The 14,501-nt window shown below is 46.1% G+C and carries 11 protein-coding genes; 8 read left to right on the forward strand and 3 right to left on the reverse strand.

Features of this window, described 5'->3' with window-relative positions:
* Window positions 1-193: 193 nt before the first annotated feature.
* Window positions 194-1,078 (reverse strand): phospholipase A, encoded by an 885-nt coding sequence (locus AYJ58_RS07395; RefSeq protein ID WP_106649605.1) that lies wholly within the window; start codon window positions 1,076-1,078, stop codon window positions 194-196.
* 445 nt (window positions 1,079-1,523) lie between these two features.
* Between AYJ58_RS07395 and cobA the strand changes: the two genes are divergently transcribed.
* The 5 genes from cobA (at window position 1,524) to cysC (ending at window position 7,311) form a co-directional block, all read left to right on the forward strand.
* Window positions 1,524-2,360: a uroporphyrinogen-III C-methyltransferase gene (gene cobA / locus AYJ58_RS07400; RefSeq protein ID WP_106649606.1), complete on the forward strand. Its 837-nt coding sequence runs from the start codon at window positions 1,524-1,526 to the stop codon at window positions 2,358-2,360.
* Window positions 2,361-2,466: 106 nt separating this feature from the next.
* Complete coding sequence (gene cysD, locus AYJ58_RS07405; RefSeq protein WP_006085924.1) at window positions 2,467-3,375, forward strand: sulfate adenylyltransferase subunit CysD; 909 nt, start codon at window positions 2,467-2,469, stop codon at window positions 3,373-3,375.
* Window positions 3,376-3,458: 83 nt separating this feature from the next.
* Window positions 3,459-4,901 (forward strand): sulfate adenylyltransferase subunit CysN, encoded by a 1,443-nt coding sequence (cysN, locus tag AYJ58_RS07410; protein ID WP_106649607.1) that lies wholly within the window; start codon window positions 3,459-3,461, stop codon window positions 4,899-4,901.
* Between the two features lie 3 nt (window positions 4,902-4,904).
* Window positions 4,905-6,629, forward strand: a complete 1,725-nt coding sequence (locus AYJ58_RS07415; protein ID WP_106649608.1) for an SLC13 family permease — start codon at window positions 4,905-4,907, stop codon at window positions 6,627-6,629.
* A 64-nt stretch (window positions 6,630-6,693) separates the two neighbouring features.
* Window positions 6,694-7,311 carry an adenylyl-sulfate kinase gene (gene cysC / locus AYJ58_RS07420; protein ID WP_007645632.1) on the forward strand — a complete coding sequence of 206 codons (618 nt, stop codon included), beginning with the start codon at window positions 6,694-6,696 and terminating at the stop codon, window positions 7,309-7,311.
* Window positions 7,312-7,415: 104 nt separating this feature from the next.
* Here the strand turns inward: cysC and AYJ58_RS07425 are convergent, their stop codons facing one another.
* Entirely contained in the window at window positions 7,416-8,255 is an 840-nt protein-coding gene (locus AYJ58_RS07425) for a TIGR03899 family protein (RefSeq protein WP_106649609.1), read from the reverse strand.
* Between the two features lie 212 nt (window positions 8,256-8,467).
* On the reverse strand, window positions 8,468-9,676 hold the full coding sequence (locus AYJ58_RS07430) for an MFS transporter (RefSeq protein ID WP_106649610.1): 1,209 nt from the start codon (window positions 9,674-9,676) through the stop codon (window positions 8,468-8,470).
* Between the two features lie 266 nt (window positions 9,677-9,942).
* Between AYJ58_RS07430 and AYJ58_RS07435 the strand changes: the two genes are divergently transcribed.
* The 3 genes from AYJ58_RS07435 to AYJ58_RS07445 all read left to right on the forward strand — a co-directional run bounded on the left by AYJ58_RS07435 (window position 9,943) and on the right by AYJ58_RS07445 (window position 14,332).
* The gene (locus AYJ58_RS07435) at window positions 9,943-11,349 is read left to right on the forward strand and encodes a hypothetical protein (protein ID WP_106649611.1); all 1,407 of its coding nucleotides are present in this window, start codon (window positions 9,943-9,945) and stop codon (window positions 11,347-11,349) included.
* 41 nt (window positions 11,350-11,390) lie between these two features.
* Window positions 11,391-12,551, forward strand: a complete 1,161-nt coding sequence (locus AYJ58_RS07440; RefSeq protein WP_106649612.1) for an imelysin family protein — start codon at window positions 11,391-11,393, stop codon at window positions 12,549-12,551.
* 155 nt (window positions 12,552-12,706) lie between these two features.
* Window positions 12,707-14,332 (forward strand): di-heme oxidoredictase family protein, encoded by a 1,626-nt coding sequence (locus AYJ58_RS07445; protein WP_106649613.1) that lies wholly within the window; start codon window positions 12,707-12,709, stop codon window positions 14,330-14,332.
* The last annotated feature ends 169 nt before the right edge of the window (window positions 14,333-14,501 follow it).

Here is a 14,501-nt window from a genome sequence, read left to right on the forward strand (position 1 = left end):
ATTCCTCCATGATGTTAAGGCGTAGCTTCAGGGCACAAAAAGGTGTGCGACTATCGGCTTAAATGCCATTCGGATCAATGTAAATCGTCCCGCTCGGCCATAAACTCAGGTCCATCTGAGCAATTTAGCAGCAGGTTTTGTAGATTAGCAGCAAATTATGGCTGATTTTTGTACTCTGTCACTTTTATATTTGCTACAGAATATCGTTGAGCGAAATCCCGATACCAATACGTTGGTTGTGATAGTTGTAATCGATTAGGCTCTCGCCATAACCATTAAAGTATTGAGTATAAAGGCGTAAGTTGCCGACGATAGGATAACTCCAGGTTACTTCTGCTGAACCTCTGTCGATATCTTCTAGGTTTGTTCTAAGGGTTAAGGTGAATCTATGTTCATCGATACCATAGACACCAATAAACTCAGCTCTTCCTATGTAGTCATCAATGTTGGGATTATCGTCACCGCGAGCTTGATGCGGATCGGTTTTTTCATCCTCAGGAATACGCCACCAGACTTTGGTTGAGAAGGCGAGTGGACCGGCATCAAAAATCATAGTGGCATAGAGTCGATTCCAGCTGCGAGAAAGCGGTCCTGATTTACCATTTGATTGATGCACAGCACCAACGCCCCAAAAGGAATTGGTCACACTGCCTATTTTCCAATCGTTATTAAACAGCATAAAGACTTCAGGCTCGTGATTGGTTTCACGGAACGGAGATGAGGTGTCTTTGTTATAAACCTGCCAATAGGATTGATTGGTATAGGCAAAGAATAAATGACCATTATCACCAAAGACATTGTACCAAATAGGGAATTTAAAACTGATTTGAAACTTAGCCTCGAACTCATCCAAGGTGTAGGGATTGAGGATGGCATCTTCAGCGAACGGTGCCATGTTGGGATCTGGGTTATAGGTCGCAGGTAAAAGGTAGTTCACTTTATGTGGCGTAATCACAAAGGGCAGTTCTGCCGTGGCAAGTTCATCTTTGACCCTTCCTTCTACTAATGATTCTTCGGCATTTATACTCGTACAAGCTAATAGCCCAGCCATTGCAATACCTGAATAAAGTCGTTTCATCGGCCCTCCTTGATGTGCTTATTTGTGTATTTGTCAGTCGTACTCAACAAAGATAGTTATGCCCAGCTTAACATTAGAAAGTGAATTTATGGTTATGGAAAAATTCTGCACTATTGGGTGACAGCTTGCCTTGCTAGCGAGGTTTTCGTTTTGTTGAGGCCGATTTTGGTAGAATTTTTGGCAATAACATAGTGCCAGAATCACATTCTTAACCGAGAGATAATCGTTGTAGATAACTGCTGTATTCTTATTAAATTATTTAAATTCAATTGCTTATTATTAAGTTAAGATGCTTTTGATTTTGAAACTTAATATTTTTCCACTTTAAATTGATATCAGTGATTTCTTTTATATCTAAATGATATAAAAACTAATAATTATCTATTTATTATGGAATATAAGACGCGCTATATTTCTACAGACTAAAGTGATCTTGGGGATGTTGATGGAAATTTTATCTTTACCGGGCCAAGCGGCCAAAGGCAAAGTCTGGCTGGTGGGTGCAGGTCCTGGTGACGTTGAGTTATTGACGTTAAAGGCATGGCGTATCCTGAAAACCGCAGATGCTGTGCTATACGACGCTTTAGTCAGTCAAGATATCCTCGATCTTATTCCCAAAGACGCTGAAAAGATTGCCGTAGGTAAACGTGCGGGTAAGCATAGCGCCGCACAGGACGAGATTAATCAGTTACTCGTGACTAAAGCCTACACCCGTAAAAATGTGGTGCGTCTTAAGGGCGGCGATCCTTTTATTTTTGGTCGCGGTGGCGAAGAGTTGCAAACCTTAGTCGAAGCGGGGGTTGAGTTTGAAGTCGTCCCCGGTATTACTGCCGCCAGCGGCACATCTGCCTATGCGGGAATTCCCCTAACCCACAGAGATCATGCCCAAGGCGTGACTTTTATCACTGGCCATTGTCAGTTAGAGAGTCGCCCTATGGACTGGCAAGGTTATGCTAATCCTAACAATACCTTAGTCGTGTATATGGGGATTCTTAACGCCGGCATTATTCGCCAAGGTTTGGTCGATGCGGGCCGAAGCCCTGAAACACCGGTGGCCATAGTGTCAAAGGCAACCACTAAAGAGCAACGTCGTTTTATCGGCCGTTTAGGTGAGCTTGAACAGCTTGCCGCCGATCCTGAATTACAAATGCCAGCTTTGATGATCATAGGTGAAGTGGTTGCGCTGAGTGACACCTTGCACTGGTTCAACCCTGAAGTGGTTGAATCGACTCAAGCCAGTGATGAGCACACTCAATCGGTTAGCGTGTCGCCGCGTCGATAAGCTAAGCCGCAAGCAGTTAAAGATACTAAGCAGTTAAAAATTTTAAGAAAATTAAGCTAACCCATGCTGTGGTAATGCAGCGAATTTAAGGTAAACGGAGAATAGTATGGCCGGGCGTGAATTAAGCCACTTACAACAACTGGAAGCCGAGAGCATCCAGATCATTCGTGAAGTTGCAGCCGAATTCGATAATCCTGTGATGTTGTATTCCATCGGGAAAGATTCTTCCGTTATGTTGCACTTAGCGCGAAAAGCCTTTTATCCGGGCAAGATCCCGTTTCCGTTGCTGCATGTCGATACGGGTTGGAAATTCAAAGAGATGATCGCATTCCGTGATGCGCAGGCAAAGAAATTTGGCTTCGAGTTACTGACGCACATTAACCCAGAAGGGTTGGCGCAGGGGATTAACCCTTTCGACCATGGCAGTGCGAAACACACTGACATCATGAAAACCCAAGGTTTAAAGCAAGCACTTAACCAATACGGTTTCGATGCGGCTTTCGGTGGGGCTCGCCGCGATGAAGAGAAATCTCGCGCCAAAGAGCGGGTGTATTCGTTCCGCGACCGTCACCACAGATGGGACCCTAAAAATCAACGTCCAGAACTGTGGCGCACCTATAATGGCGCAGTGAACAAGGGCGAAAGTATTCGCGTATTCCCGTTATCTAACTGGACTGAGCTGGATATTTGGCAATATATCTATCAAGAAAACATTGAGTTAGTGCCTTTGTATTTTGCGGCTAAACGTCAAGTGGTTGAGCGCGGCGGTCAGTTAATCATGGCCGATGATGAGCGGATGAAGTTAGCCGAGGGCGAGCAGTTTAAAGAAGAAGTGGTGCGTTTTAGAACCTTAGGTTGTTACCCACTTACGGCCGCCATGCATTCTGAGGCCGACAGCCTAGAGAAGATTATTGAAGAAATGCTGTTAACCCGTTCAAGCGAACGTCAGGGCCGATTGATCGACTCAGATCAAAGTGCCTCGATGGAGCAGAAGAAGCGTCAAGGCTACTTCTAATCTCGGCAAGGTTAATCCTATTTCGTGAAGGTGGCGTTGGTAAAGCGCGACCTGTAGCCAAGCAGATCAAGAGTGAGAATAAGATGGACAAAGCGGTCAATAAAACCAATCGCATGGCGGCAGAAATTACCCTCCATGGTGTGAAAGAATATCTAGCTCAGCAGCAGAACAAAGGCTTACTGCGCTTTTTAACCTGTGGCAGTGTGGATGACGGCAAGAGTACCTTAATCGGCCGTCTGTTACACGACAGCGCCCAGATCTATGAAGATCAATTGGCGAGTCTAAAGAGCGACAGCGCTAAGATGGGCACCACAGGTGAAGCGATTGACCTAGCCTTGCTGGTCGATGGTCTGCAAGCCGAGCGCGAGCAGGGCATCACTATCGATGTGGCTTACCGTTACTTTTCAAGTGATAAGCGTAAGTTCATTATCGCCGATACCCCAGGGCATGAACAGTACACGCGCAACATGGCAACGGGTGCATCGACCTGTGATTTGGCGGTGATCTTAGTCGATGCCCGCTACGGCGTGCAGACTCAGACTAAACGCCATGCGTTTATCGCCTCATTGCTGGGGATCCGTCACTTTGTCGTTGCCGTAAATAAGATGGATTTACTTGGGTTTGATGAGCAAGTATTCAACCGCATACGTGCTGACTTTACCGATTTCGTGAAAAATTTCGGTAACCTCGATATCCACTTTGTGCCCTTATCGGCGCTTAATGGTGACAACGTGGTTGAGCGCAGCACCCAAAGCCCATGGTATCAAGGCGGTACTTTGCTTGAACTACTAGAAACCATTGATACGCAACGTGAACTCAGCGCATTGCCCGTGCGTTTCCCGGTGCAATACGTGTCGCGTCCTAACTTAGATTTTCGCGGTTTTGCGGGCACGTTAGCCTCTGGCATCATCAATGTCGGCGACGAATTAATCGCTTTGCCATCGGGCAAACGCAGCAAGGTTGAACGCATTGTTACCTTCGATGGCGACATTCAAGAAGCGGTTGCTGGCCAAGCTGTGACTATCACGCTGGAAGATGAAATTGATATTTCCCGCGGCGATTTACTGGCCAAACCCGACTCAGCGCCAGCCGTTGCTAACCTGATCAGCGCCGACCTAGTGTGGATGGACGAAAAGCCATTACAACTCGGCCAGCTATACGATATCAAAGTGGCTGGTAAGAAGACACAAGCCTCTGTGACTGCTATCGATTATGTGGTTGATGTTAATACCTTAGCGCGCAGCGCAACGGATACACTTGGGTTAAACGCGATTGCGCGTGTGACCTTAGAACTGACCGAAGACATAGTGTTTGATGCCTATTCGTTAGTGCGCGATACGGGCGGAATGATCTTAATTGATCGCTTGAGCAATGCGACAGTTGCCGCTGTAATGGTGGTGTCAGGTCAACACGTTAACAAGCAAACCGCATCGCAATTTAGTGCTTTTGAAGTCGAGTTTAATGCTTTAGTGCGTAAACACTTCCCCCATTGGCAAGCGATAGATATTTCTAAGCTTGGAGCTTAATTTGTGAGTGACTTGTGGCTGTTAGCGATTATTTTGTTAGGGCTTGTGGCTGGCTTAATTAGCGGCCGTATTAATCCTGCGGTATTGTTTTTATTTGCATTTTTGCTCTGTTATTTGCTTGGCATGGTTGCGCTCGATACCGCATTAACAAGCTTTACCAATATTGGCTTAGTCACACTTGTCCTCTTGGTATTGGCCGCGACGGCATTAGAAAAAACCTCCCTACTGGGAAAGTTGAGTCAAGTCATAGGCAATAGTTCTTTGCCTATGACAATGGCAAAACTCGGGTTATCTACTGCCTTGCTGTCGTCCTTTACCAATAACACGGCTGTGGTGGCGTCGCTTATTGGGGTTGTGCGTCGCAATCAAGCGCACGCACCTGCTAAGTTATTATTACCGTTGAATTATGCGGCAATTTTAGGTGGCACATTGACTCTGATTGGCACCTCGACCAACCTGATTGTGAACTCCTTTGTGGAGAACGCCGGCTTACCCGCCTTAGGGTTCTTCGAGTTCACGCCGGTCGCCGTGGTGATCGTTATCGCAGGTATGTTATTGCTGATCCTACTGGCGAACATTCTGCCCGACAGACGGGAAGAATCGGATGAAGAGGCGCTGCCTTATTTGCTTGAAGCCCATGTGGCAAAGGGCTCGTCCTTAGTCGGCCGCAGTGTGGTCGATAACAAACTCAGGGCACTGAAAAAGTTATATCTGGTTGAGTTAGAGCGCAGCGGCATTTGTATTTGCCCAGTGCCGCCCCAGTTAGTGCTGCAAGCGGACGACGTACTGCGTTTTAGTGGCGCGGTGGAATCGGTTGAGTTATTGCATCAATTCGATGGTTTAGATTGGTTTGGTAAGCATCAAGCCAAGGGACAAAATTTAGTTGAAGCTGTGCTCGCACCCTCATCCAGTTTAGTCGGCAGTACGTTGAAAGCATCGCGTTTTCGCGAGCAGTTCGATGCGGCAGTGATGGCGATTCGCCGCGGCAATCATCCGCTAAAAGGCGGGCTCGGTGACATTATTTTGCAACCCGGCGATGTGTTGTTATTGACGCCCGGCGATGGTTTCAGCAATAGCGCAAAATTAAGTTCAGAATTTGCGGCGATCAGCGGCCTAGATTTGAATGTGCGCCTAGACAGTCACCGTGGTCGTTGGGTATTACTGGGCTTTGCGGTCACTATCGTTTTGAGTGTCACCGATGTATTGCCCTTGGCTAAGGGTTTAGTGCTCTTGCTGCTGAGTTATTTTGCCATCGGCGCAGTTACTTTAGCTGAGCTTAAACGCCGTTTTCCATTGGAACTAGTGGTGATAGTGGGGAGTGCGTTAGGGCTAGCCAACTTGATGATGAGCACTGGCCTTGCGGACAGTTTAGCCCAAGGATTACTCTCGGTTATTAATGGTTATGGGGTGTTTGGCGCCTTTATTGGTGTGTATTTAATGACTTTATTGTTGACTGAACTGGTCACCAATAATGCCGCCGCGGCGCTAGCTTTCCCTATCGCTTACGCGATTGCGCTTAATTACGGTGTCGATGCCAGACCCTTTATTATGGCCGTGGTCTTTGGTGCCAGCGCGAGTTTTATTTCGCCCTACGGCTATCAAACTAATTTGATGGTATTTAATGCGGGTAATTATCGCTTCAGTGACTTCGTCCGCCTAGGATTGCCGTTATCTGTGCTGTATTCCCTGATAGTGATATTTATGGTGCCGATCATCTTTCCATTTTAGTGATTAGCTTGAGTTTATTGCCCTTGTGTTAGCCGTTTGACAGCATAAGGATTGAGGAGTTTTTATGACAAATATCGTGTGGCATCAACATCCTGTAGATCAAGCTGCCAGAGCCGAGCAGAAAGGCCAAAATCCCGTATTACTCTGGTTTACCGGACTGTCTGGCGCGGGCAAGTCAACACTGGCTGGTGCATTAGAGCGGGCGTTATTTGAGGCGGGATTCCACACTTATTTGCTTGATGGCGATAATGTGCGCCATGGACTGTGTAAAGACTTAGGGTTTACGGTTGAAGACCGTGACGAGAACCTGCGCCGTGTCGGCGAAGTGGCCAAATTAATGGTGGATGCTGGACTTGTGGTGTTATCAGCCTTTATTTCCCCGACCCGTGAGGAGCGCGATAGCATTCGTGCTCGTTTCCCGGCAGGGCAGTTCATTGAAGTGCACGTGTCGACGCCATTAAGTGTGTGCGAGCAGCGTGATCCTAAGGGGTTATATGTGAAAGCACGCAGTGGTGAAATCAGTAATTTCACTGGTATTTCATCACCCTATGAAGCGCCATTAGCGGCCGAATTAACCATAGATACCAGCAAAGGCGATTTAGCGACTCAAGTGCGCGCCTTAATCGATTATCTAACGGCAATCAATGTTATCAATGCCGATAAGGCTAAAGCGCTAGCTTAACATTTAGCCCTTATCTTACTTTAAAGGAGCCTTTAGGCTCCTTTGTTATTTCTGAGTTTTACTGGTTATGCTATTGATTTATAATTTATTTTTATGGTGGGTAATTATTCTATTTTAAAATCCTTAGCGAACAAGAGTTGCAGTGCCTTGAGGTATTCTTGATCCGGTTTAGGTTGCACTAGTTGGGCGAGTTCATCACCAATCGGTGTTAAGCGATAATAACTAAAAAGCAGATTACCGCTCTTGGGCGTAAGCTTCATCTGTATGCCTTGTAGGGCAAATTGAATGGGGGTTTTATTGTTGAGTAAACCAGTTTCGAACTCGCTGCTGTGCAGTATCCCGGCATCGACTAAGGTCAGAATGCTGGAGTAGGGTAGGCCAAACTGGGATAAACCTAAATTGACTGAGGTTGTTTTACGGAAATATTGGCCAATCCCACCCGACAAGCGATAGCCGCTAATGAGTTTTAGACGCTGTTCGCTATTGACCTTAGCAGCCATGCCAAGGGCCTTTTCAAGAATTTGTGCTTCCCTGTGGGTCAATTGCTTAAGTAGCGCTAAAGTACGCAGACTGAAGTTACCGGGATTGACTATCTCGCTCGACAATATTCGTGCCCACAAGTCTTGCATTCTACGGTTATGGATTTGCTCCGCCATTAAAAAGAATTGATGGCTCCAGTCGGGATCGAGATCGACTCCAGTCACATCCGACGGGGTATAGCTGAGGGCTAAGGCAAAAATGGTTTCCACATTGGCTTGATACTGGCTCGATAACTTGCGGGATCTATGTTGGGCGCGTTCGGCGGTGGAAGCATTCGCGGGGCGATATTCTTGCTCACTGGCTAAACCTAATTGACGGCCGAGCAGCAGGGCTTTTTTGCGAGCAGATGCCTCGGATGTTGACTCGCCATCTTCTGCCAACAGTAAAATATCTGAATCCTTCATCGCGTTAATCCTTGAGCCTACATTGGGGTTAGGTGAGGGCATAGCCCCCCACCTTTATCTGTCTAACTTGTTTGCCTAGCTTGAGCATTTAACTTGAACATCTTGTTTGAATAGCTCGCTTGTGTGCCTAGCTTAGATGGCGATCACTTAAGCGTTCAGTGCTAGACTCAACATTGAGCTAAGCTGATTCCTTGGCTCGTTATTATGCCGCTTTATTCGACCGTTTTAGCGATGGATTTAGCTTTTTTGCTTGTCCAAGACCATAAGGTTTCATTACCCGCTTCAGGGTGGCGCGGTACATTGAGCGCCAGCATTAACGAACATACGGCAAAGCCTGCGCCTATGTAAAATACCAAGGCGGGATCGGTTAACCATAATAAGCCCAAAAGCACAGGAATAATCACTGCGGCTATGTGATTGATAGTAAAACTGACCGACATAGTGGCGGCGATATCTTTGCTGTCGGCGATTTTTTGAAAATAGGTTTTCATCGCAATCGCCATCGCAAACAACAAATGATCGATAACATACAGCGCTGCCGCCATATGTGCTTGCTCGACTAAGGCGTAACTGATGAAGACTATGATGAGTCCAATGTATTCCACTGTCAGCGCATTACGCTCGCCAATCCGACCAATGAATCGCCCAATCGCAGGCGCAAACAGTAGGTTGACGACATAGTTAATTAAGAACAGCGCGGTAATTTCACTCACGCTATATCCAAATTTTTCGACCATCATAAAGCCCGCAAACACCATAAAGATTTGCCGTCTCGCACCTGAGAAAAAGGTCAGCAGGTAATAGAGCCAATAGCGCTTACGCAGAATAATTTTCTTATGTTGGACTTCCGTGGTCTCAAATTTTGGATAATACCAAGCCATAGTTAGCACCATGACTAGACCTAACGCACCAATAATCAGATACATGTGTTGATAGTCTAGTTTCAACCAGGTCATCACCAGCCAAATACTGGCGTAGCCCACTAAGGCCGCGGCCGAGCGCCACGCCAGTGCTTTACCCATAAAACCCGCAGTATCTTTTTTATCGACCCACTGCAGCGTCAGTGATTGGTTAATGGTTTCAAAATAGTGAAATCCAACAGACATCAATACCGTCGTCAGATACAGGCCTATGACTTGAGGAAAGAAACCTGTCACAGCAACGCCAATGCATAACAAGGCCAGAGAAAGCAGGGCGAAGGCTTGTTCTCGAATGAGTAAAAGCACAAAAATGGCGGTAAAAGCCAAAAACCCCGGGATCTCGCGCAGGCTTTGTAACATGCCGATTTCAGCACCAGTGAACTGAGCTTTTTCAATCACGAAGTTATTGAGCAGTGCCTGCCAAACGGCAAACACGAGCGACATTACAAAGGTCATCCATAGCAAGAGTGCTTTAGGATCTTTGGTTTGAATGGATTTCATGGATATGGACTCAGGCGATAAGTCTACAAATGCTAATGCTTTTTTGGTAATTAGGCTAGATAACTTAACGCTTAAATAATGTGTGGTTTATTAATCAATATCGCGATTTTTTTGAATGAAAATACGCTTGTTAGACTCGATATACAATCAGATGCTAATGTAATTTATTTGTAAATTAAATTGTAAATTCTAATGCAAATCATTCTCAATTGATCTATTTTGTTCGCGCATTTACGGGGAAGCTGTTACACAGCGCGGAGAAAGAAATGAGAGCAGAGTTAAAGTTGAGTTCACTGGCCATCCTGGTCACTGCGTTCATAGGTGGGGTTAATTGCACTGCACAGGCAGCGACAGACCCTGCGATTTTAGAGCAGGCTATCGCAAGGCAAGAGGCTCAATTACAAGAATTAAAGCAGCAGTTATCAGAATTAGCTGCGCAACAGAAACAGCAGCAAGTTCAGCAGGCAGACTATCAAACTAAGACCAATACCGCGGTAGATAGTGTTGAAACCGCCGCCGATAAACTTAGCAAGTTTTCATTTCAATCCTACGGTACCGCCGTTTATACCAGTGATGAGTACTTTGATAACGTCCAAGACACCACACCAGAGCGCCGTAATCGTTTCGATTTAGAGCGCGTTGTCACTGAGTTCGGCTATCAATTTACCGATGCTTGGAGCATGGAAGTCGAAATAGAGTATGAACATGGCGGCACAGGCGTCGCCTTAGAATACGATGGTTTTGATGAGTTCGGTGAATTTGAGACTGAAGTCGAAGCTGGCGGTGAGGTGATGATTGAAAAGGCTGAGCTGCGTTATCGTCCGTCTAAAGCCTTTGGGATTAAATTTGGTAATATCCATGTTCCTATTGGCTTGACCAGTATGCTGCACAAACCAAATCAATATCTTACTGTGATGCGTCATCGAAGCGAAGCCGCCATGATCCCCGCTGTTTGGAATGAAAACGGTATCGGAATATATGGTGAAATGGCCGATTTCCACTATCAGGCCCAAATTATCAGTGGTCTCAATTCGGAATATTTTAGAACCTATGATTGGGCTGCATCGGGTCATCAAAAACGATTCGAGCATGTTAATGGCGACGATTTAGCATTTGCAGGACGTTTAGATTACGGCAACTTTAAAAAAGGTTCCGCCGTTGGGGTCGCATACTACTATGGTAATACCAGTGGTAATCGTCACAAAAGTAATAAAATCAATGTGGATGGCACAGTTAGCATAGTGTCAGTCGCCGCGGCTTATGTTGAAGGTCCTTGGATCTTACGCGGTCAGTATCTCTACGGCACCTTAAGCGACAGCGATGCCATTACCCAAGCCAATAAAACAACGCCAGGCTTAAGGCCTGGTAACTTCGCACAGCTAGGATCGCAGTCACAGGCCTTCTTTGTTGAAGCGGGCATCGATTTGAATCATTTCACTTCTCTTCCGTTAACCGTTTTTGCCAACATAGATTATTCCAATCCTTTGATGGAAGTCGAAACAGGCACGGCGACTCAGCGTTTTGAAAATACTTGGACCAGTGTCGGCATTAACTATTTTCCTATCCCACAGATAGTGATTAAAGCGGAAGCAGGCTTACAACAAGTAGCCGTCGCGAGCATTCCGGATACTAATTTCTTCGCCCTTGGCGTGGGTTATCAATTTTCGCTCTAGTCACATTCATTTTTGATGGAACAAATAGGACATTAAGCACTATGACATTACGTAAAACGGCAATAGCCATCGCCCTTATGAGTACCTTAGCAGCCTGTGGTGGCTCTGGATCGGATGATTCAACGCCTACAACACCGACAACGCCGGATAATCGCTTTAGTTACACCGCCACTGAGATGATCATTAACTTGACCGATGACGTTATCGTGGCTGGTTATGCGGACTTAGCCGCGAAAGCGGAAGCCCTTTTACTGGCGACTCAGAAGCTCACTAACTCAACAGCCCAAGCGGATTTAGACGCTGCTCAAGCTGCGTGGAAAGCGGCACGTTTACCATGGGAGCAAGGTGAATCACATATTTTTGGCCCAGTAGACTCACTCAGTATCGATCCACATCTTGATAGCTGGCCGCTTAATACGACCGATCTACAAACACAGCTAAATTCTAATTCAGGTTTTGATGCTGAGACGATTAAGGGCTGGAACGATGATGTACAAGGTTTTCATACCATTGAATTCTTATTATTCGGCGATGGTGTAAATGGTAATACTAAACCTATCAGTCAGTTAACAGCAAAAGAACGTGAGTATCTTATTGCATTGGCCGAAGTGTTCCGTGATTACACTAAGCAGCTCGACGACGCTTGGCAGATAAACCACAATCCGCAAGATGCTGCCGCTAAACCTTACGCTGAGTTGCTGAAGAATCCCGGTGTAGCAGGCAATACTATTTACTCATCGCAATTGGCTGTAGTTGAAGAGTTGATCAATGGCATGATCGCGATTGTCGATGAGGTCGGTAACGGTAAGATTGCTGATCCCTTTGGTGATTCCCTTGCCACTGCTGATACTTCAAAGGTGGAGTCGCAATACTCTTGGAACTCATTAGATGACTTTGCCAATAACATCATTGGGGTACGAAATGTATATCAAGGAGAGTTCACCGGTAACAGTGATCGTCAAGGCATCATTAACTTCGTGGCTGCTGCCGATGCGAACTTAGCGACACGTGTTAGCAGTGAAATCGATGATGCCATTATCAAGATCCGCGCTATTGCTGGCAGCAATCAACAGCCTTTCCGCCAAGCGATTAAAGATGATGCGGGAAGGGCGCGAATTCAAGTGGCTGTGGATGCCTTGACCAAGCTGAAAACCACACTTGAGTCTGATGTCATACCATTACTTTCTCGTTGGAAATCTTAATTTCATATTCAGAGCAATGCTAAGGCGATAGAGGTTCTTGGCATTGTCATGAAATGACGCTAAACGACGGAACCCGTTTGGTGAGTTATGTCTTAAGCAGCAAGGATGCAATTGCATAGTTGCTGCTTTGTCATTTTATTTGTGTGAGATTTTTGATGAATAACAGACACATTTTAGTACCTGCATTTTTCATTGGCTGTTTACAGCTGAGCGCCTGTGGTGGCAGTGGCGATGCACAAGATGTTGATACACCCATACCTGAACCCATTGTTTATCCTGAATATACGGATATCACTGCCAGCGGCGGCGCAACGACAACCTTTGATGCAGGTAATTCAGGACATGGTTTCTCTACACCATCGGTAAATCTAACCGCGACTGAACTTGCGCTGCACATGGCGGGCGATAAGTTTTTTGAGACTTCTTTTACCACGGCGCCAAACGCTGAACACCCTGAGTTAGATGGTTTAGGTCCTGTATTTAATAATGCTAACTGCAATGCATGCCATCAACGCGATGGACGTAACTCGACTCCGCAAGTCAGCACGGGCCAGACACGAGTTAAATTAGGATCGGATGCGGGCATCTTTTTGCGGATAAGTAAGGCTGCCAACGATACCTGTATTAAAGGCGACGTGAGTAATGATTATTGTGCACCCATTCCAGTACCTGATTTCGGTGGACAACTGTTTCATCGAGGCGTACTGCAAGCACGTAGTGATTGGCAGCAGAATCAGTTTATTGGCCAAGCAGATGTTTACTTATCCTATGAGACAAAGTCAGTGACCTACCCAGACGGTACTGAAGTCTTATTGAAGCAGCCGCTATTTGAAGTGGAAAACCCCTATGATGCGCCCGGCGAAACTAAGCAAAGCCCCAATTTGACCTCAAATCTTTTGCAAGACGATGTGTTAATGGGATGGCGTAATGGCATGCCAGTCTTTGGCTTAGGTTTACTCGAAGCGATTGCGGCAGCGGATATTTTGCAACATGTTGATGAAAATGATGCCAATCATGACGGTATTTCTGGCCGCGCGAACTATGTGTTTGATGCTGTGAAGGCACAAACGGGCGATCCAGAACCTGTGTCTTTAGGCCGTTTTGGCTGGAAGGCGAATACCCCGAGTGTGCGGGTGCAATCCTTAGGTGCACTGCGTGGCGATATTGGCATAACTAATCCTCTATTCCCCGATGAAAGTATCAAAGGTACGTCGCTACACGATGCTTATCTCACTCGAACTGGTTTTATTGATACAGGGGCAGATGAAAATGGTGCACCTGAAGTCGGAGCTGAGTTCAGTGATGCTGTTGTTTTTTATGCTGAAACCTTGGCCGTTCCTGCAAGGCGGAATGTTGCTCAACCGAATGTAAGAGAGGGGGCGAGATTATTCACTCAACTTAATTGTACTGCGTGTCATGTGCCCTCTTATACCACTAAAACGAGTGGTGACATTGGTGGGCGAGCCATGAGTGATAGCTTAAAAGGACAGAAGATTTATCCCTTCACTGATTTATTATTGCACGACATGGGCGAAGGGCTCGCCGATGGCCGCCCAGACTTTTTAGCCTCGGGAAGCGAATGGCGTACAAGGCCACTATGGGGAATAGGTTTAACTCAGACGGTTAATCCACAAGCCGGTTTCTTACATGATGGACGAGCCGCAACCCTAGAAGAGGCGATATTGTGGCATGGTGGTGAAGCTGAAAAGAGTCAAATTGCCTTTATGAATTTATCAAAAAATGAACGTGAACAAGTCATTGCATTTCTAATGTCTTTGTAGGGCGTGAAAAGATAATTTGTCGATTCATCCCGTTTAGTGTATCTCAGTATGGGCAAACCTCAGGGTTTGCCTTTTTTTGTGAGCTTGCTAAAACTACCGCATATACCTGAGTGGTTTGGGGCTAAGCCCGTGATCTATTTCATGTAAATTGCGGGGTAAATCACCTAGT

The organism is Shewanella sp. Pdp11, assembly GCF_002838165.1.
GTDB lineage: Bacteria > Pseudomonadota > Gammaproteobacteria > Enterobacterales > Shewanellaceae > Shewanella > Shewanella hafniensis.

Bases quoted from the DNA above. Each gene is read 5' to 3' on its own strand.
- AYJ58_RS07395 (WP_106649605.1), bottom strand. From the start codon at position 1,078: ATGAAACGACTTTATTCAGGTATTGCAATGGCTGGGCTATTAGCTTGT.
- cysD (WP_006085924.1), top strand. From the start codon at position 2,467: ATGGCCGGGCGTGAATTAAGCCACTTACAACAACTGGAAGCCGAGAGC.
- AYJ58_RS07435 (WP_106649611.1), top strand. From the start codon at position 9,943: ATGAGAGCAGAGTTAAAGTTGAGTTCACTGGCCATCCTGGTCACTGCG.
- cysN (WP_106649607.1), top strand. From the start codon at position 3,459: ATGGACAAAGCGGTCAATAAAACCAATCGCATGGCGGCAGAAATTACC.
- AYJ58_RS07445 (WP_106649613.1), top strand. From the start codon at position 12,707: ATGAATAACAGACACATTTTAGTACCTGCATTTTTCATTGGCTGTTTA.
- AYJ58_RS07425 (WP_106649609.1), bottom strand. From the start codon at position 8,255: ATGAAGGATTCAGATATTTTACTGTTGGCAGAAGATGGCGAGTCAACA.
- AYJ58_RS07430 (WP_106649610.1), bottom strand. From the start codon at position 9,676: ATGAAATCCATTCAAACCAAAGATCCTAAAGCACTCTTGCTATGGATG.
- AYJ58_RS07440 (WP_106649612.1), top strand. From the start codon at position 11,391: ATGACATTACGTAAAACGGCAATAGCCATCGCCCTTATGAGTACCTTA.
- cysC (WP_007645632.1), top strand. From the start codon at position 6,694: ATGACAAATATCGTGTGGCATCAACATCCTGTAGATCAAGCTGCCAGA.
- cobA (WP_106649606.1), top strand. From the start codon at position 1,524: ATGGAAATTTTATCTTTACCGGGCCAAGCGGCCAAAGGCAAAGTCTGG.